We start from the raw sequence: 16,519 nt of genomic DNA, 5'->3' as shown, positions 1-16,519 counted from the left end.
TCCTTGCTGACCTAGGCTGCCAGGTCGACGTCACGATGCTGCATCACGTCCAGGATCCGCTCCTGTCCGCGCGCAAAGGCACTGACGCAGAGGGGGTCGAAATGCCCGCCAGCCCCGCGGATGATTTCGTCGTAGGCGTCCTGCGGCGACCAGGCCCGCTTGTAAGGCCGATCGCTGCATAGCGCGTCGAAGACATCGGCGATTGCGGTGATGCGGGCCGAAAGCGGAATCGCGACGCCCCGCAGACCCCTCGGATAGCCGGTGCCATCCCATTTTTCATGGTGGTTGGCTGCAATCTCGCAGGCCATTTGCACCATGTCCGTCTTGCTGTCCTTCAGGATGGCGGCACCGACATCGACATGGCGGCGTACCAGAGCCATTTCCTCGTCATCAAGACGCCCCGGCTTGTTGAGGATCGCGTCCGGCACACCGATCTTGCCAACGTCATGCAACGGCGCTGCCAGCCGGAGATTGCGCAGTGCTACGGGATCGAGGCCCAGTTCCTCGCCGATAATGCGGGCGATCGCGCCGACGCGGCCAACGTGATCTCCGGTGTCGGAATCGCGGTACTCGATGGCCCGGGCCAGACGCCCAAGCACTTCCTCTTCGCGCTCCAGCAGGTTGCTGGTCGCTGCGGCAATATCGAGCTCGAGCGATCTTGCGCGTTCGATCAAGCTGTTCTGTGCCTGCCGCAGGGCCAGCAGGTTGCCGGCGCGGGCCCGAAGCTCGACCGGGCTTACCGGCTTGGTCAGGAAGTCCGTGGCGCCTGCTTCTATGGCCTCGAGGCGAACAGCCTGGTCGCAGTCGACCGTGATCATGATGATGGGGATGCTGCTCAGCAGCGGATTTGCCCGAATGGCCTTGATGAAAGCGATGCCGTGCATCCCGGGCATCATGTAATCGACCAGGATGAGATCGGTCTGTTGCGAGACGCTTTGCAGCGCTTCGACCGGGTCGATCAGTCCCTCGACGTCAACTCCCTCCATCTTGCCGAGGAACTTCAGCATCAGGGCAAGTAGAGTGGAATTATCTTCAACGATCATTATGCGCATATCAGAAATCCCCGACCACCCATACCAATTAGTACCTTGGTGGAACAAATAGGGCAGATCTTGCAGGATGTATCGCGCCGAGTGGGATTGGACTTAATGACGTCTTACCAGCTGATTCCAGGCGCTAGAGGCCGCGCATTACGTCATTGAAGTTGCGAGAGAACAGCCGGGAATAGATCGGCTTCATCGCCGCGCCATACGCCGCCGCTCTACTGCCCAGGCGCCCCGTTTCGATATCGGGCGTGTCGTTGGTCAGCGTGGGGAGCTCCCTGATGTAGAAGCGTACGCGCTCCACGAGTTGCGCCACGATGGCCCGCGGCATGGCCCCGTCAACGATGGCGACGTTGAGTTCGGAGGCCGAGGCACTGTTGGCGATGACCTTTGCCAGCGCCTTGGCCGACGCCTCAAGCCACTGGCCGGCGACCGGTTCCAGTGATGTCCAGTCCCAAAGGGTGGGGTCGCCGCTGGGCAGGACCATGCCGGCCTCTTTCAGGCGTCGTTCCAGGGCGGTGAAGGAAGCGATGAGGTGCACGAACTGTTGCTCGCCATGCTCATCCGTCACCAGCATCGAGCCCAGATTTGCCGAATTGCCGGTCGGTCCCTGCCACAGCTGGCCTTCAGCGACGATGCCGGCGCCGACAAAGGTACCGACAAAAAGATAGGCGAAATTCTGCGGCCGTGGCGCTGGATGGGCGATTAACTCCGCCCAGCATCCGGCATTTCCGTCGTTATAGGGAAAGACTTCCAGTCCGGTGGCTGTTGCAACGCGCGCCGCGACATCGATTGTCTTCCAGATATCGGCGACCTGGGACGGGGCGCCAACCAATTGCACATTGCGGGCAATGCCCGATGGCACGGCGACCCCCATGCCGAGCATGTTGGAGCGCCGGTCGACGGCAATGAGCTGCGTCAGCAGCCGCGTTATCGAGGCAATTTCCTCAAAAATGGTGGCGGAGTCGGGATAGGGGTAGTCGCGGCGATGCTCACCCAACACCGCCCCGCCGAGGTCGAGCAGGACGACGTTGAGGTGCCGCCAGCCAATCTCGCAACCAATGCAGTAGGCGCCGTTGGGATCGATATGGATCGGTGTGGCTGGCTTGCCGCGCTGGCCGCGCACCACCTCGCCGCGCAGCACCAGACCCGCTTCCTCAAGCTCGACCAGGATACGGGAAACCGATTGCGGACCGAGGCCGGTAATGCGGGCCAGCTGGGCGCCTGGGGCGCCCGGCGTCAACGCCACGGCCATCAGGACAGCACGGGCGTTGTTTTCCCGCAGCCCGGCGGACGCCATGCGCTTGAAGCCGGATTCAAAGAAGTCGTCCTGTGACACGGTAATCTCGCAAATCCATATTCTATGGTGGAAATAAAGAGCTCAGCAGCGCCAGCCCCACCCGGATCACGTAGCCCTGGACGACGTAATTGAAAGCTGGCCCGATTTCATCAGTGATAATGCCGAATAGTGATTATAAATCAAGCTCTTCAATAAAATTGTGATGTGGTGCGGATTTGGTCATTTTGCCGAAGTTCGCAATGCCATCATGGCCATTAACGGCCCTTTAATTCCTAGATGGAATAAAATGGGTGGGAATAGCTTTGCACCGCCGTGGCCAGGAGCATTGACCTGCTGGTGGTGAGTTTCGGACCGCTTCTGGAGATAAAAATGAAATTGTCGAATCTGAGCCTTGCCGCTCGCATCTATGGCGCATTTGGGACCTTGGTGGTCCTGCTCGGCCTCGTGGGAGCGATAGGCTATGCCGGCGTCCAGACGACGGCCGGGCTGTTCGACACCTTTCGCACGGCGGCGCGGGAAACCTCGGAAATCCACGATTACCTGGCCGATGTGTCCAGCACGCGCATTGCATTTCTCAACTATCTCGTCGACCCGAGCGCTGAAGAGGAAGCCAACGTGGTCGAATGGATCAAGGACGTAGCCAGCACCGATGCCGACGGCCTGGCTGTGTTCTCCGACAATTCCGATGACCTGGAGGCAATTGCCCAGGTGACGGAACTGGCCAATAGCTACCTGGCTGGCTTCGAGGAACTGGTTGCGGCTCGCAATGCGGGTGACGCAGTTTCCGTGGCAGCGCGCACTGACGAGCTGCGGGCTCTTGGTCCACAGATGTACGAAATCTACAACGGCATGGCCGACCGCGCTGAAGAGGTTCAGAACATAGTCGGGCCCGAGGCAGCCAAGGCGGCGCAATTTCAGGTTATGCTGGTGCTGTCGATCAGCGGGCTTGGCGTCTTGCTGGGCCTGGCGGCCGCCTATGTTACCGGACGCTGGTTGTCGGGCGTCATCAGCCGCATGACAGCCACAATGCAGGCCCTGGCCGGCGGCGACATCGATCTCGAAATCGCCGGTACCGAACCGACGCACGAACTGGGGCAAATGGCTCGGGCACTGCAGGTGTTCCAGACCAACGCCCACGCTGTTCGCACGGCGGAAGCGGACAAGGACGCACGCCTGGTCATGACCAATGCCCGCGCCAGGATGATGGAATCCTTCCAGCAGGCCTTCGACGGCGTCATCGACGCCACTGCTGCCGGTGACTTCACCCGCCGGATCGACGCCAAGTTCAATGATGCAGATATCGACCGCATCTCGCTCAATTTCAACGCCATGCTCGAGGCGACCAATGGCGCCCTCAGCGAGGCCGGCCGGGTGCTTGGAGCCCTCGCCAATGCCGACCTGACGCAGCGGATGGAAGGCACCTATCACGGCGCCTTTGCCGGCCTGCAGCATGACACCAACGCCATGGCCGACAAGCTCAGCGAAATCGTCGGGCAGTTGCGCACCACCTCCGGCGCCCTGAAGTCTGCAACCGGGGAAATCCTGGCCGGCGCCAATGATCTGGCCGAGCGGACGACCAAGCAGGCTGCTGCCATCGAGGAAACCTCGGCAGCCATGGAGCAGCTTGCTGCCACCGTGGTCGACAACGCCAAGCGGGCCGGCTCTGCCAGTTCCAAGGCGAGCGCAGTGTCCCATACGGCAGAAGAAACCGGCGATGTCATGCGCAAGTCCAACGAGGCGATGGAGCGCATCTCCACCTCGTCTGCCAAGATTTCCAACATCATCGGCCTGATCGACGATATTGCCTTCCAGACCAACCTGCTGGCACTCAATGCCTCTGTCGAGGCGGCCCGCGCCGGGGACGCCGGCAAGGGCTTTGCCGTGGTCGCCGTCGAGGTCCGGCGCCTGGCACAATCGGCCGCCAGTGCATCTTCCGAGGTCAAGCTGTTGATCGAACAATCGGCCGACGAGGTGGCGGGCGGCAGCAAGCTGGTGGCCGAGGCAACCATCAAGCTCAGCTCGATGCTGGATGGCGTGCGCGAAAGCGCAACCCTGATCCGCGAAATTTCATCGGCAAGCCAGGAACAGTCGAGCTCGATTGCCGAGGTAACTACCGCGATCCGTCAGATGGACGAAATGACCCAGCACAACGCGGCGCTGGTCGAGCAGACCAATGCCGCCATCGAGCAGACCGAAGGTCAGGCCAACGACCTTGACCGCATCGTTGAGGTCTTCGTGCTCGACACTGCCGCCCCTGTCCAGCGCCAGGCTGCGCAGCCGGAACGGCATGGCGTCAGGGCCTTGCAGGCCCGGGTCACCAAGGCTGCCAAGTCCTACCTCAGCAACGGCAACGCGGCGATCAAGTCGGACTGGAGCGAATTCTGATGGCGTCAACCGCACTCCACGACGGCCGGATGACAGCATCGGCGCCGGTCGAGGCCAAGACGCTGGATCAGTTCGTCACCTTCAACTGCGGCGAGCGGGCTTTCGGCATCGACATCATGTCGGTGCGCGAGATCCGATCCTGGACTCCGACGACCGAACTGCCCGGACAGCCACACGGAGCCAAGGGCGTGCTCGATATCCGCGGTTCGGTGGTGCAGGTCTATGACCTGGCTGTGGTGCTCGGCGGCTATGGTCGCGACACCGGATCAGGCCAGGTCGTCCTCGTGGTGTCGCTGGATCGCATCGATGTTGGTCTGCTCGTCGACAGCGTATCCGACATCATCTTCCCGCAGCCGGAAGACCTTCGGCCGGTGCCGTCGGGAGGCGACCGTGGCTATTCCATGGTGAGCGGCATGTTCAGGAGCGACGATGGGCTGATCGCCATACTGAACCTGCGCGCCATCTTCCCGAACGATTAGTCGCGCATTCCCTCAGATAGAACCGCATCGTCAATTGGAGAAGCCAGATGACCGGCAGATACCCTCAAAACCAATCGCCTCTGGATCGTGCACTCGTCGACTTGAAGGATCAACTTCTGCAAATGCAGGACACGGTCAAAAGCCTGGAAAGCATGCCTGCTGTTGGAGGCCATGAGGATGAGCGCTGGGAAATTCTCTGCATCCATCTCGAGTGGCTAGGCGCCTGCGCCGAAGAGCTGCTGTCCCGACAGCGCGGTATCGAAGACGAAGTGTTGCCCGTCATCCATTGATCGGCGAAGTCTAGGGGCAACGGCCGCATCGCAAAGGCCTCCGGCACGCGCAAAATGCCACTTTTTTCTCCTCTGCTGCACCACCAAGGACCTTGAGCCGATAGCTGGTCCGCCAACAAGCGTGTCGATCTTGGCCAGGTCGCACGCCGAATCTTGCTATCGATCGCCAACCTGCCTGCCGGCATTCTAGGCAGGCCTTCCTGCAGCTGCGGGATCATACCATGAGATACCCACTACATTGATGCCAGGCTTGTCCGGGTGCTGCCCGACCACGCCCTCGATGTACTCCATGACTGGTTGGTGACGCAGGAAAAACCCAGCCAATGGCCCCGCATGTGCGCGCGGTAATGGAGCAGTTGGCTGAGGCCTTCGGCGTATTCCAGAGCAAGACAGCGGTTCCCCTTGCCCCTGCAACTTTATTGCATGCGAGTGTTGGAAACCTGTCAATCGCTTATCTGTTCGCCAGCCCCTAGCTTTCGTGTGCAACCTCACAGGAGACCACGACATGCCCAAGACCCTCATCGCCGCTGCCCTGCTTAGCCTGCTGGTTCCGGCCGCAATCGCCCAAGAATCTCCGCGGATTGAAATCAACAAGCAGGCGCCGATTGTTGCGCACAGTGAAATCTATATCGATGCAGCACTCGCTGCCGTGTGGTCCGTGCTGGCTGACATCGACAGCTGGACCAGCTACATGCCCGAATTTGCCTCGGCCCGCCTGGATGGGCCGATGCAGCCCGGCACCATGTTGCTTTGGGAACCGCAGGGGCAATATGTGGAATCGCGTCTCGTTGCGGTCGAGACGGACAAACTGCTGGTCTGGAATGGGTCTGGCGGAGCTGTACACGTCTGGGAACTCACCTCCAGCGGCAGCGGGACTGTGCTGCGCAATGACGAGTCCATCGACGATGCAGCCTGGTCTGCCGGTCCGACGCCGGAGGCTGGCAGCGAATTCCTCACCCAGTCGCTGAGCGTCTGGGATGATCGTATCGCCGAGCAGGTTAAGCTCACCCGTTAGGCTGCGCTATCCCGGGGCAGTGCCGCGCTGGTCTGTCTGCCCCCAAGATTTACCCATTATGACCCGTCTCCGAGATCGTCGGAGCCCAGCCCTGCCACTCGAGGTCAGGTTCCGGCGGCTTGGTCATAGGCCTGTCGCGCAGCAACCACGCGCTGCACGGCTATTACGAAGCCTTTGCGCAAGCAGTCCAAACCGGCGGGCGCCCCCGGTTAGCGCAGAGGACGCTGTTGCCGTACTGGCGGTGCTAGACGCTGTCGTCATCAGCGCACGCGAGAACAGGGTTGTCGACCTTTCGAGCCTGTAAGGCTCCGCTTAGACAATGGTGTCGCCGGCCAAGGCAAGGAGGACTTCGTCGGAGCGGCCCGCCGCACAGAGCAAGGGACTTAGTCGCTAGACACTGGCGTTGCTGGCGTTTCAGCAGGCTGAAAGGTTCGCAGCGCGCTTGGCAGGATGCCGGCGACGGCGAGGCCTGCGGCGATGCCCAGGCCAATCGAGAAGGCGCCGTTAATGCCCGTGCCGAGCACGATCGCCAGGAGGGCGACGCCGATCGATTGACCGAGCAGCCGCGCCGTCGACTGAATGGCTCCGGCGCCGCCGCTGCGGGCCCGTGGTGCACTGCCGATCATGACCTTGTTATTGGGTGCCTGAAAAATCCCGAAACCAAAGCCGGTCAGTGCCATGCGCCAGATAATGTCCGGATGTGTCGCATCGACCGGCAAAAAGGCCAGCAGGGCAAGTCCTAGCGCAAAGATCGTCAGGCCGACGGCTGCCAGCTTGCCGGGCGGCAGCCGATCGGCCAATCGGCCGGAAATGGTGGCGGCAATGGCGGTGGCGATGGGCAGGGGTGTCATCAGCAGGCCGGTCTCGGCCGGGCTGAGCGACAACACGTCATGCAGGTAGAAGGGCAGGCTGGCTAGCGCCAGCGCGTAAGCGGCAAAGGCCAGCATGGATGTGGTGGCCGACAGGGCGAAGACCGGCTTTTGCAGCAGATCGACCGGCAGCATGGGCACGGCCAGTTTCAGCTGGCTGCGGGCAAACAGCGCACCCAGGGCAATGGCGAGTGCGATCAGCGCCAGTCCCCACACCAGCCCGCCGCCATCGGCCAGGGTGTTCACGCCAATGATCAACAGGGCAAAAGTCGCGGCGGCAAATAGCGCACTTCTGATGTCGATGCGCCGGCCAGAGCCCTGCGTCACTGGCAGCGTCTTCAAACCAACGATGATGGCCACGACGCCGATGGGCAGGTTGACGAGGAACAGCGCTGGCCAGGGCGCGATGGAGAGGATAACGCCAGCCAGCGAAGGCCCGGCGGCCGATGATACGGCAACCACCACGGCTACATTGCCGACCGCCCGGCCGAGCATGGCTTGCGGGAAGATGAAGCGCACTAGGGCAATATTGATGCCCATGATCCCAGCGGCGCCGATCCCCTGCAAAACCCGCGCGGCCACGAGAATTTCGAGGGATGGCGCGAGGGCACAGATCAGCGAGGCTGCGGTGAAGAGCGCGATGCCGCCGAGGTAGACCCGCCGATAGCCCAGGCTGTCGCCCAGCGCGGCCACCGGCAATAGCACCATGACCACGGCGAGCCGATAGGCGTTGATGATCCAGAGGGCGTCGCCCGGAGCAGCGTTGAGATCGGCCGCCATCAGGGGCAGGGCCACGTTGACCACCGCCTCGTCCAACACCGCCAGGAACAGCACGATCGCTACGGTGGCAAAGGCCAGCAGCCGTTGCGGATTGGGCAGGCCATCCTGCAAAGTCATGAACAGTCAGCGGGTTGTGGCGGCTGGCGCCGGGAGGAGATCATAAAAACGGGGCTGGACCGGCACAGGCCGGGAGCGGCGTTCTTGGGTCTGCAATAGGACCAGCATGGCATGTGGTCAACGGCCCGTACCACGCAATTCGATTTAACTGTCTGTATTGCCATTAGCATTGGCCGCACACCTGTCGGCCATGGTGCCGGTAGCGCCCTCCTGTGGCTAACCGGCTGTTAAGGTAAACCAACCCATAATGCGGACCTGCAAGCGATGTCGTCCTCATAGTGGGTTTCAGGTCTAATGCGTCTTATTATCGGCATCGTCATCGTTATTGCCTGCGTCGTCGGCGGCTATCTGGGCGTTGGCGGGCATATGGAAGTGCTGTGGCAGCCCTTCGAATTCGTCATCATTCTGGGCGCCGCCATCGGCGCCTTCGTGATCGGCAATACCGGCCCGATCATCAAGGGCACGCTGGGCGCGTTCGGCACGCTGCTCAAGGGCCCGAAATACAACAAGGCGTCCTATGTCGAGCTGCTCGGCATGCAGTTCACGCTCTATAAGCTGGTGCAGTCCAAGGGCATTCTGGCGCTCGAGCAGCATATCGAAAATCCGCATGACTCGGCGCTGTTCAACCGCTTCCCCAAGTTTGCCGCCAATCATCACGCCGTGGAATTCGTCTGCGATTACCTGCGCATGGTGACGCTGGGCTCCAACAACGTCCATGAGATGGAAGCGTTGATGGACGAAGAGCTGGAAACCCATCACCAGGAGCAGGAGCGCATCGTTGGTGCCGTGCAGGCGCTGGCCGACGGTACGCCGGCTCTGGGCATTGTGGCCGCCGTTCTGGGCGTTATCCATACCATGGGCGCCATCAGTGAGCCGCCCGAAGTGCTCGGTCACATGATCGGTGGCGCTCTGGTTGGTACCTTCTTCGGCGTGTTCGTGGCCTATGGCTTCTTTGCCCCCTTCGCTCAGTCGCTGAAAAATATCTACGAGGCCGAGTCCAAGTATTTCCTTTCGCTCAAGGTCGGCATGCTGGCCCATATCTCCGGCCAGGTGCCGGTGATGGCCATCGAGTTCGCCCGCAAGGCATTGCTCTCGGAAGATCGTCCGACCTTTGCCGAAGTCGATGAAGCGACGGCCAACCTGACTGCGGCGACCTAGAATACCGGGAGGCCAGAATGGCCAATTACGACCAGCCGATCATCATCAAGAAGGTCAAGAAGAACAAGCACGCCCACCATGGCGGCGCCTGGAAGATCGCTTACGCCGACTTCGTGACCGCCATGATGGCCTTCTTCCTGCTGCTCTGGCTGATCTCGATGACGACGCCCGAGCAGAAGGAGGGTCTCGCCACCTATTTCGCCCCACCCAATATCGCTCCGACCACCTCGGGTTCCGGCGGCGCGCTGGGCGGCACGGCGCTCGACGACGACGGCTCGCTGATGGCGGGTTCGACGCCGCAGGAGCGAACCGACGCTTCGGTCACGCCCAAGGGCGTCGAATTCGGCACCAATGAAGGTGCCATGACCGGCAGCGAGCAGAAGAGCGGCAATCAGTTCGATGCCGCCAAGGCCTCCTCCTATGACCTCAAGGCCAAGGACGACCAAGGCTTCCACAGCGCCGCCGCCAGCATCAAGCAGGCCTGGCAGGCACTGCCCGATATCACGAGTATTTCGGACAACCTCCTTGTCGAGCAGACCGAGGAAGGTCTCAACATCCGCATCATCGACCAGGAAGGCAGCCCGATGTTCCCTGAGGGGTCGAAATACCCCAACGAGGCCACCCGCCAGGCCATCGCCGCTATCGCGCCGATCCTGCAGAAGCTGTCCAATCCGGTCCGCATCGAAGGCCATACCGCCGCCGGTGGCGTTTATGCCAATCCGCGTTACGGCTCGTGGGAACTGTCGGCCGATCGCGCCAATACCGTGCGCCAGATCATGGGCGAATTCGGCCTCAAGGACGACAAGATCGACTCCGTCATCGGCCGCTCCTCGGCCGAACCCTTCTTTCCTAATGACCCCTATATGGCGGCCAATGAGCGGATCGAGATTACGCTGCTCTATGAAACCCCGCCGGTTCCGTCCGACCTCAAGCCATAAATGCAGAGCCCCGCGTGAGCGGGGCTTTTTTGTGCGTGGCTGGATAGTCCATCTGGTATGGCAGCCACCGGCAGTGCATGCTCGGCGCAAACGAGGAGAATGCCGTGCCGTTTCCCGATCTGACCCAGCCCGAACTGGGCGCCTATCAGAGCAATGTCGAGATGCCCGCCGATTTCGCTTCCTTCTGGGAGGCGACGATTGCCGAGGCGCGAGCCATTGGTGGCGACATCAGCATCGTGCCGGCGGAGACGACGCTCAAGGCGGTGGAAGTCTTCGACGTCACCTTTCCGGGCTTTGGCGGCCATCCGATCAAGGGCTGGCTGGTACTGCCGGCCAACCGGACCGGCAAGCTGCCGCTCTTGGTGCAATATCTCGGCTATGGCGGCGGACGCGGCTTTCCGCATGAGCAATTGCATTGGGCGGCCTCGGGCTATGCCTATTTCCGCATGGACACGCGCGGGCAGGGTAGCAGCTGGTCAACCGGCGGCACGCCCGATCCTGTCGGCACGACGCCCTCCATCCCCGGCATGATGACCAAGGGCATCCTCGACAAGAACGACTACTACTATCGCCGCGTCTTTACCGATGCGGTGCGCGCCATCGATGCCATGCTGGCGCAGGATTTTGTCGATGCCGAGCGCATCGCCGTCTGTGGTGGCAGCCAGGGCGGTGGGATTTCCCTGGCCGTGGCGGGCGTGGATCCGCGCGTCAAAGCCGTGATGCCCGACGTGCCCTTCCTCTGCGATTATCGCCGCGCCCTGGCCAAGGCAGGACGTGATCCCTACGGCGAGATTGTCCGCTTCCTCGCCCAACATCGCGATAAGAAGGAAGCCGTGTTCGAGACGCTCAACTACTTCGACGGCGTCAATTTTGCCCGGCAGTCAAAGGCGGCGGCGCTGTTCTCGGTGGCGCTGATGGATGACATCTGCCCGTCCTCGACGGTCTATGGCGCCTTCAATGCCTATGCCGGAGTCGACAAAAGAATTGAGGAGTATGAGTATAATAACCACGAGGGCGGCCAGGCCTTTCAGGATCGGGCGCAAATGCTGTGGCTGGGACAGAGATTCACATAGGTGAATCGTGGTCGCTGGAAAGTTAATCGCACCGGAACCTTGATCAGGGGGAGCCGTTCTCAGGCCATCGTCACACCCACTGTTGGAGAATGACCATGGCTGCCGAAAAGACCCTGGACGACCTGTTCCTCGATACGCTCAAGGACATTTATTACGCCGAACGTCAGATCGTGAAGACCCTGCCCAAGATGGCCAAAGCGGCCGTCTCCCCCGAGCTCAAGGCCGGTTTCGAACAGCATCTGGAAGAAACTCAGGGCCATGTCGAACGCCTCGAGCAGATCTTTGAACTGCTCGGCAAGCCGGCGCGCGGCAAGACCTGCGACGCCATCCTCGGCATTATCGAGGAAGGCAAGTCGATCATCGAAGACTACAAGGGCACTGCCGCCCTGGACGCGGGCCTCGTGGCTGCCGGCCAGGCCGTAGAACATTACGAGATCGCCCGTTATGGCACGCTCAAATCCTGGGCAACCCAGCTGGGCATGAAGGAAGCCGTGGCCCTGCTCGATGCGACGCTGCAGGAAGAAGTGGCGACCGACAAGAAGCTCAGCCAGGTCGCTGCAGCTAATGTGAACCAGAAGGCCGCCTAACGCGGTGCTGTTTCGTGCGGTAGCTAAATGCGGAAGAATTCTGAAGTCGCCGAACGCATTCGGCAAACGGCCTATTTCCTCTGGGAGCATGATGGCTGTCCGGAAGGTCGCGCTTTCGAATACTGGCTGAGGGCCAAGGAAAGCCTGCTGCGCGAACTGGCCTATGACAAATGGCTGTCCGAAGGCACGCCGATCGACAGCGCCGACAAGCATTGGCGCGACGCGGCTGGCGAGATCGAGGATAAATGAAAACGGGCCCGCAAGGGCCCGTTCTAGTTTGGTTAAGGTAGGATCGCGCCGGCGAAACGCCTGGGCCCTCCGAGCATAGCTCTCCGGGCCTGAAGTCCTAAAAACCCTCCACCGGAGGGTTTTTACGCCGCAGCGCGGCGCCGGACTTCAGTCCTTCGCACGCTCAACATAGGAATTGTCGTCCGTCAGGATGACGATGCGGGTGCCGACGCCGATATGGGGCGGGACCATGACCTTGAGACCATTGTTGAGCACGGCCGGCTTGTAGGAGGACGAGGCCGTCTGGCCCTTGACGACCGGCTCGGTCTCGACAATCTCGAAGCTCAGGCGCTGCGGCAGTTCCATGGAGAGGGCCGTGCCCTCGAAGGTCTTGAGATGCACCTTCATGCCATCGACCAGATAGGCCTTCTGGTCGCCGATGACGTCTTCGGAGACGGTGATCTGCTCATAGGTGGCGGGCTCCATGAAGTGGTGCCCTTCGCCATCGGAATAGAGATAGTCATATTCGCGATCGTCGACATCGGCCTTTTCGACCATTTCGACGGTGCGCCAGCGGCCAACCACCTTCACGCCGTCCGAAATGCGACGCATGTTGACGTTGGTGATGGAATTGCCCTTGCCGGGGTGGACGTTTTCGGCGGTGAGCACGACGTGCAGAGCGCCGTCCTGTTCGACGACGTTGCCCTTGCGCAGCGAAGAGGCGATGACCTTGACCATTATTCTTCCTTGTTCAACTTCTTGGCGCGTCGTAGAGGCAGGCATCCCGGGCGCCGGAATATGCTTTCGTGCGCCAACTACCCTATCTTGGGCAAATTCGCCAGCCCGGCCGTCACAAAGGTCAGATGAGCACGCAGGATATACAGCAATCGCCCTGGTGGACGCCGACGGTGCATGCCGATCGGCGGCCGATCCTGCTCGCGCGGACCCGGATCGAGGCCGGTGTGCGCAGCTATCTGGCTGATCGCGATTTCCTGATGGTCGATCCGCCGGGCCTGCAGCGCTCGCCGGGCAACGAAACGCATCTGCATGCCTTTGGCACCGTGATGATCGGCAATGACGGGGAGGGACAGCAGATGTTTCTCCATACGTCGCCGGAGTTTACGATGAAAAAGCTGCTGGCGGCCGGCGAGCGGCGGATCGCCAGCCTGCAGCATGTCTGGCGCAACCGGGAGCGCAGCGCGCTGCATCATCCCGAGTTCACCATGCTGGAATGGTATCGCGCGGGCGAGCCCTATGAGGCGGTGATCCGCGATTGCCTGGCGCTGCTGCAGGTGGCGGCCAAGGCCGCGCGGGTCACAACCCTGCGCTATCGCGACCGCGAATGCGACCCGTTTGCCGCACCGGCAAAGGTCAGTTTGCAGGAAGCTTTCGTCCAGTTTGCAGGCATAAATCTTGCAGATAGCATGGACGCTGATGGCGTCACCGATGGTGAACAGCTGGCCGAGCAGATGCTGGCGCTGGGCATGCAGGTTCCGGAGGATCGCAGCTGGTCGTATCTGTTCAGCCTGATCCTCACCGAGAAGGTCGAACCCAACCTCGGCATCGGCCGTGTGACGGTGCTGGATCGTTATCCGGCGGCGGAGGCGGCGCTGGCGCGGCGGACGGCGGATGATCCTCGGGTGTCGGAGCGTTTCGAGCTTTACGCCTGCGGTGTGGAACTGGCCAATGGCTTTGGCGAATTGACCGATGCCGACGAGCAGCGCCGCCGTTTTGCCGCCGAGATGAACGAAAAACAACGGATTTATAACGAGCGCTACCCGCTGGATGAGGACTTTCTCGCCGCGCTTGCGCTGATGCCCGAGGCGAGTGGCGTGGCGCTGGGCTTCGACCGGCTGGTCATGCTGGCGACAGCCGCGCCGCGCATCGAGGCGGTGCTGTGGGCGCCGGTGGCGGAATGACCGCACACCGGCCTATCAAGAGCGTTGCTGAGCTGGTGGCATCGGGTCTCGTGAGTGATGCGACCGGCCTCGGGGCCGTGGCGGCGAAATATGCCATCGGCATTACGCCGGCCGTGGCAGCGCTGATCGATCCGACAAATCCCGATGACCCAATGGCTCACCAATTTGTCCCCACATTGGCGGAGTTGGTGACTACTCCGGATGAGCGGGCCGATCCGATCGGCGACCTGACGCATTCGCCCGTGGAAGGGATCGTGCATCGCTATCCCGACCGCGTGCTGCTCAAGGCGGTGCATGTCTGCCCGGTCTATTGCCGCTTCTGTTTCCGCCGCGAAATGGTCGGGCCGCAGGGGCTGGGGACGCTGACCGGGGTCGAGCTCGATGCGGCGATTGCCTATATCGCCGAGCATGACGAGATCTGGGAGGTCATCCTCACCGGTGGCGATCCGCTGGTGCTGTCGCCACGGCGGCTGATGCAGATCATGCAGCGGCTGGCCGGGATCGAGCACGTCAAGATTGTACGTTTTCATACCCGCGTGCCGGTGGTCGAGCCGGAGCGGGTGGATGCGGATATGGTCGCGGCGCTGAAGGCCAGCGGCAAGACTACCTATCTGGCGGTGCATGCCAATCATCCGCGCGAATTCACGCCGGAGTCTCGCAGGGCGATAGCCTTGCTGGCTGACAGCGGCGTGGCACTGATCAGCCAGTCGGTGTTGCTCAAGGGTGTCAATAATGATGTCGAGACGCTGGCGGCGCTGATGAAGCTCTTCGTCGAAAATCGGGTGCAGCCCTATTACCTGCATCACCCCGACCTTGCCCCCGGCACCAGCCATTTCCGCGTCAGTATTGACGAGGGGCAGGCGTTGGTGACGGCGTTGCGCGGGCGGATCTCCGGCCTCGCCCAGCCGACCTATATCCTCGATATCCCCGGTGGCCACGGCAAGGCCGAGATTGGCGCCAGCGTCATCTCGGGCAGCGACGGCTGCTTTACCGTGCGCGATTGGCAGGGCGTTACCCACCAGTATCCGCCAAAGGACTAGGGCGGACCGAAGCCCGCCCTTTCTGTTATTCAGCCGGCTGGGCGACCAGTGCCGGGCGGCGGGCGCTGATGAAGACCACCAGCAGGCCCAGGGCGGCGACGGCGGCACCGGCGAAGGAGACGGCCGGCAGACCGATGTCGAGCGCAATCACCACGCCGCCGACGGCTGCACCCAGCGCATTGCCCAAGTTGAAGGCGCCGATATTGACCGACGACGCAAGACCCGGCGCGGCGCTCGCCGCCTGCATGACCTTGGTCTGCACCGGTGGCACGATGCCGAAGGTGGCGATGCCGAAGGCGAAGAGGCCGATCAGCGCGCCGACCTGAGTGGTCATCAGGAAGGGCAGGGCGATCAGCGTCACGGTGATGGCGGCGAGGAACAGCTTGATGCTGCCATCGAGCGACCATTCGGCCAGCCTGCCGCCCAGGCCATTGCCGATGGTGAAGCCGACACCGACCAAAACCAGAGCCAGCGTGATGAAAGTCGGCGACGCGGCGGTCAGCGTTTCGAGCATGGGCACGACATAGGTGTAGAGCGTGAACATGGCGCCGGCACCGAGCACGGTGGTCAGCAGGGCCAGCAGCACCGGCGTGCGGGTGATGACGGTCAGCTCGGAGCGCACATTGGTCGGGGCCGCGACGGCGCCCTTGGGCAGGGCAGCCAGAAGCGCCAGCATGGCGACGACGCCCAGCACAGCCGTGCCACCGAAGGCGGCGCGCCAGCCGATCTGCTGGCCGATCCAGGTGGCGGCCGGCACGCCGCCGATATTGGCGATGGTCAGGCCCATGAACATGGTGGCAATGGCAGCCGCCTGTTTTTCCTTGGGCACGAGGCTGGCGGCAACCATCGAGCCGAGGCCGAAAAAGGCGCCGTGGTTGAGGCTGGTGACGAGGCGGGCCGCCAAAAGCGTCCAGTAGTCGGGCGCCATGGCCGAGAGCAGGTTGCCCAGGGTGAAGATGGCCATCAGCGTGATCAGCGCCGTGCGCGTGCGCAGGCGGCCGAACAGCAGCGTCATGACGGGCGCACCGAGCATGACGCCAATGGCATAGGCGCTGACCAAAAGGCCCGCGGTGGGGATATCGACGCCAACGCCAGTGGCGATGGTGGGCAGCAGCCCCATGGGAGCAAATTCGGTGGTGCCAATGCCAAAAGCGCCAATAGCCAGCGCCAGAAGGGGCCAGGAGGATTTCATAGGTCTAGGTCCTGAAAAGCCAGGCGCGGCAGAGCCGGGGAGGGGCGGCCGAAGCGAGGTCAATCTGCGATGCTGCATAGATGCCACCGATTGCCGGCAGCGATAA

General features: G+C 62.1%; 16 protein-coding genes. 11 read left to right on the top strand and 5 right to left on the bottom strand.

Going from position 1 to position 16,519, the window contains the following annotated elements:
* Window positions 1–11: 11 nt before the first annotated feature.
* Together BM045_RS09570 and BM045_RS09565 are read right to left on the bottom strand one after the other, a co-directional pair.
* Window positions 12–1,043 carry an HD domain-containing phosphohydrolase gene (locus BM045_RS09570; protein WP_170848452.1) on the bottom strand — a complete coding sequence of 344 codons (1,032 nt, stop codon included), beginning with the start codon at window positions 1,041–1,043 and terminating at the stop codon, window positions 12–14.
* A gap of 133 nt (window positions 1,044–1,176) precedes the next feature.
* Window positions 1,177–2,382 carry an ROK family transcriptional regulator gene (locus BM045_RS09565; RefSeq protein ID WP_092182562.1) on the bottom strand — a complete coding sequence of 402 codons (1,206 nt, stop codon included), beginning with the start codon at window positions 2,380–2,382 and terminating at the stop codon, window positions 1,177–1,179.
* Between the two features lie 330 nt (window positions 2,383–2,712).
* Here BM045_RS09565 and BM045_RS09560 point away from each other — a divergent pair, with 330 nt between their 5' ends.
* From BM045_RS09560 to BM045_RS09545, 4 genes are all read left to right on the top strand, one after another.
* On the top strand, window positions 2,713–4,728 hold the full coding sequence (locus BM045_RS09560) for a methyl-accepting chemotaxis protein (RefSeq protein ID WP_170848451.1): 2,016 nt from the start codon (window positions 2,713–2,715) through the stop codon (window positions 4,726–4,728).
* Window positions 4,728–5,207: a chemotaxis protein CheW gene (locus BM045_RS09555; RefSeq protein WP_092182560.1), complete on the top strand. Its 480-nt coding sequence runs from the start codon at window positions 4,728–4,730 to the stop codon at window positions 5,205–5,207. The genes BM045_RS09560 and BM045_RS09555 overlap by 1 nt, the downstream gene beginning before the upstream one ends.
* A 47-nt stretch (window positions 5,208–5,254) precedes the next feature.
* Window positions 5,255–5,497 carry a hypothetical protein gene (locus BM045_RS09550; RefSeq protein WP_092182558.1) on the top strand — a complete coding sequence of 81 codons (243 nt, stop codon included), beginning with the start codon at window positions 5,255–5,257 and terminating at the stop codon, window positions 5,495–5,497.
* 505 nt (window positions 5,498–6,002) lie between these two features.
* The gene (locus BM045_RS09545) at window positions 6,003–6,512 is read left to right on the top strand and encodes an SRPBCC family protein (RefSeq protein WP_092182556.1); all 510 of its coding nucleotides are present in this window, start codon (window positions 6,003–6,005) and stop codon (window positions 6,510–6,512) included.
* Window positions 6,513–6,895: 383 nt separating this feature from the next.
* Here the strand turns inward: BM045_RS09545 and BM045_RS09540 are convergent, their stop codons facing one another.
* On the bottom strand, window positions 6,896–8,278 hold the full coding sequence (locus BM045_RS09540; protein ID WP_092182554.1) for an MFS transporter: 1,383 nt from the start codon (window positions 8,276–8,278) through the stop codon (window positions 6,896–6,898).
* Window positions 8,279–8,572: 294 nt separating this feature from the next.
* On the opposite strand from BM045_RS09540, the gene motA reads away from it, so the two are divergent.
* The 5 genes from motA (at window position 8,573) to BM045_RS09515 (ending at window position 12,283) form a co-directional block, all read left to right on the top strand.
* Window positions 8,573–9,436, top strand: a complete 864-nt coding sequence (gene motA, locus BM045_RS09535) for a flagellar motor stator protein MotA (protein ID WP_092182552.1) — start codon at window positions 8,573–8,575, stop codon at window positions 9,434–9,436.
* A gap of 17 nt (window positions 9,437–9,453) precedes the next feature.
* Window positions 9,454–10,374 carry a flagellar motor protein MotB gene (locus BM045_RS09530; protein ID WP_092182550.1) on the top strand — a complete coding sequence of 307 codons (921 nt, stop codon included), beginning with the start codon at window positions 9,454–9,456 and terminating at the stop codon, window positions 10,372–10,374.
* Window positions 10,375–10,478: 104 nt separating this feature from the next.
* A complete protein-coding gene (locus BM045_RS09525) occupies window positions 10,479–11,447 on the top strand; it encodes an acetylxylan esterase (RefSeq protein ID WP_092183191.1) in 969 nt (322 codons plus the stop codon).
* Between the two features lie 95 nt (window positions 11,448–11,542).
* A complete protein-coding gene (locus BM045_RS09520) occupies window positions 11,543–12,034 on the top strand; it encodes a YciE/YciF ferroxidase family protein (RefSeq protein WP_092183189.1) in 492 nt (163 codons plus the stop codon).
* 27 nt (window positions 12,035–12,061) lie between these two features.
* Window positions 12,062–12,283 (top strand): DUF2934 domain-containing protein, encoded by a 222-nt coding sequence (locus BM045_RS09515; protein WP_092182548.1) that lies wholly within the window; start codon window positions 12,062–12,064, stop codon window positions 12,281–12,283.
* Between the two features lie 147 nt (window positions 12,284–12,430).
* On the opposite strand, the gene efp is transcribed toward BM045_RS09515, so the two are convergent.
* Complete coding sequence (gene efp / locus BM045_RS09510; RefSeq protein WP_092182547.1) at window positions 12,431–13,000, bottom strand: elongation factor P; 570 nt, start codon at window positions 12,998–13,000, stop codon at window positions 12,431–12,433.
* Window positions 13,001–13,125: 125 nt separating this feature from the next.
* Between efp and epmA the strand changes: the two genes are divergently transcribed.
* Together epmA and BM045_RS09500 are read left to right on the top strand one after the other, a co-directional pair.
* Window positions 13,126–14,181, top strand: a complete 1,056-nt coding sequence (gene epmA / locus BM045_RS09505) for an EF-P lysine aminoacylase EpmA (RefSeq protein WP_092182545.1) — start codon at window positions 13,126–13,128, stop codon at window positions 14,179–14,181.
* On the top strand, window positions 14,178–15,221 hold the full coding sequence (locus BM045_RS09500) for a lysine-2,3-aminomutase-like protein (RefSeq protein ID WP_092182543.1): 1,044 nt from the start codon (window positions 14,178–14,180) through the stop codon (window positions 15,219–15,221). Before epmA ends, BM045_RS09500 begins: the two co-directional genes overlap by 4 nt.
* Window positions 15,222–15,246: 25 nt before the next feature.
* On the opposite strand, the gene BM045_RS09495 is transcribed toward BM045_RS09500, so the two are convergent.
* Entirely contained in the window at window positions 15,247–16,413 is a 1,167-nt protein-coding gene (locus BM045_RS09495; protein ID WP_092182541.1) for an MFS transporter, read from the bottom strand.
* Between the last annotated feature and the right edge of the window lie 106 nt (window positions 16,414–16,519).

The organism is Devosia sp. YR412 (genome assembly GCF_900110945.1).
Taxonomy (GTDB): Bacteria; Pseudomonadota; Alphaproteobacteria; order Rhizobiales; family Devosiaceae; genus Devosia.
This window is presented reverse-complemented; position numbering and strand designations above follow the sequence as displayed.

What these genes read in the sequence shown, in the direction of transcription:
- BM045_RS09570 (WP_170848452.1), bottom strand. Translation starts at nt 1,043, where the DNA reads ATGATCGTTGAAGATAATTCCACTCTACTTGCCCTGATGCTGAAGTTC.
- BM045_RS09560 (WP_170848451.1), top strand. Translation starts at nt 2,713, where the DNA reads ATGAAATTGTCGAATCTGAGCCTTGCCGCTCGCATCTATGGCGCATTT.
- BM045_RS09555 (WP_092182560.1), top strand. Translation starts at nt 4,728, where the DNA reads ATGGCGTCAACCGCACTCCACGACGGCCGGATGACAGCATCGGCGCCG.
- BM045_RS09550 (WP_092182558.1), top strand. Translation starts at nt 5,255, where the DNA reads ATGACCGGCAGATACCCTCAAAACCAATCGCCTCTGGATCGTGCACTC.
- BM045_RS09545 (WP_092182556.1), top strand. Translation starts at nt 6,003, where the DNA reads ATGCCCAAGACCCTCATCGCCGCTGCCCTGCTTAGCCTGCTGGTTCCG.
- BM045_RS09540 (WP_092182554.1), bottom strand. Translation starts at nt 8,278, where the DNA reads ATGACTTTGCAGGATGGCCTGCCCAATCCGCAACGGCTGCTGGCCTTT.
- motA (WP_092182552.1), top strand. Translation starts at nt 8,573, where the DNA reads ATGCGTCTTATTATCGGCATCGTCATCGTTATTGCCTGCGTCGTCGGC.
- BM045_RS09530 (WP_092182550.1), top strand. Translation starts at nt 9,454, where the DNA reads ATGGCCAATTACGACCAGCCGATCATCATCAAGAAGGTCAAGAAGAAC.
- BM045_RS09520 (WP_092183189.1), top strand. Translation starts at nt 11,543, where the DNA reads ATGGCTGCCGAAAAGACCCTGGACGACCTGTTCCTCGATACGCTCAAG.
- BM045_RS09515 (WP_092182548.1), top strand. Translation starts at nt 12,062, where the DNA reads ATGCGGAAGAATTCTGAAGTCGCCGAACGCATTCGGCAAACGGCCTAT.
- efp (WP_092182547.1), bottom strand. Translation starts at nt 13,000, where the DNA reads ATGGTCAAGGTCATCGCCTCTTCGCTGCGCAAGGGCAACGTCGTCGAA.
- epmA (WP_092182545.1), top strand. Translation starts at nt 13,126, where the DNA reads ATGAGCACGCAGGATATACAGCAATCGCCCTGGTGGACGCCGACGGTG.
- BM045_RS09500 (WP_092182543.1), top strand. Translation starts at nt 14,178, where the DNA reads ATGACCGCACACCGGCCTATCAAGAGCGTTGCTGAGCTGGTGGCATCG.
- BM045_RS09495 (WP_092182541.1), bottom strand. Translation starts at nt 16,413, where the DNA reads ATGAAATCCTCCTGGCCCCTTCTGGCGCTGGCTATTGGCGCTTTTGGC.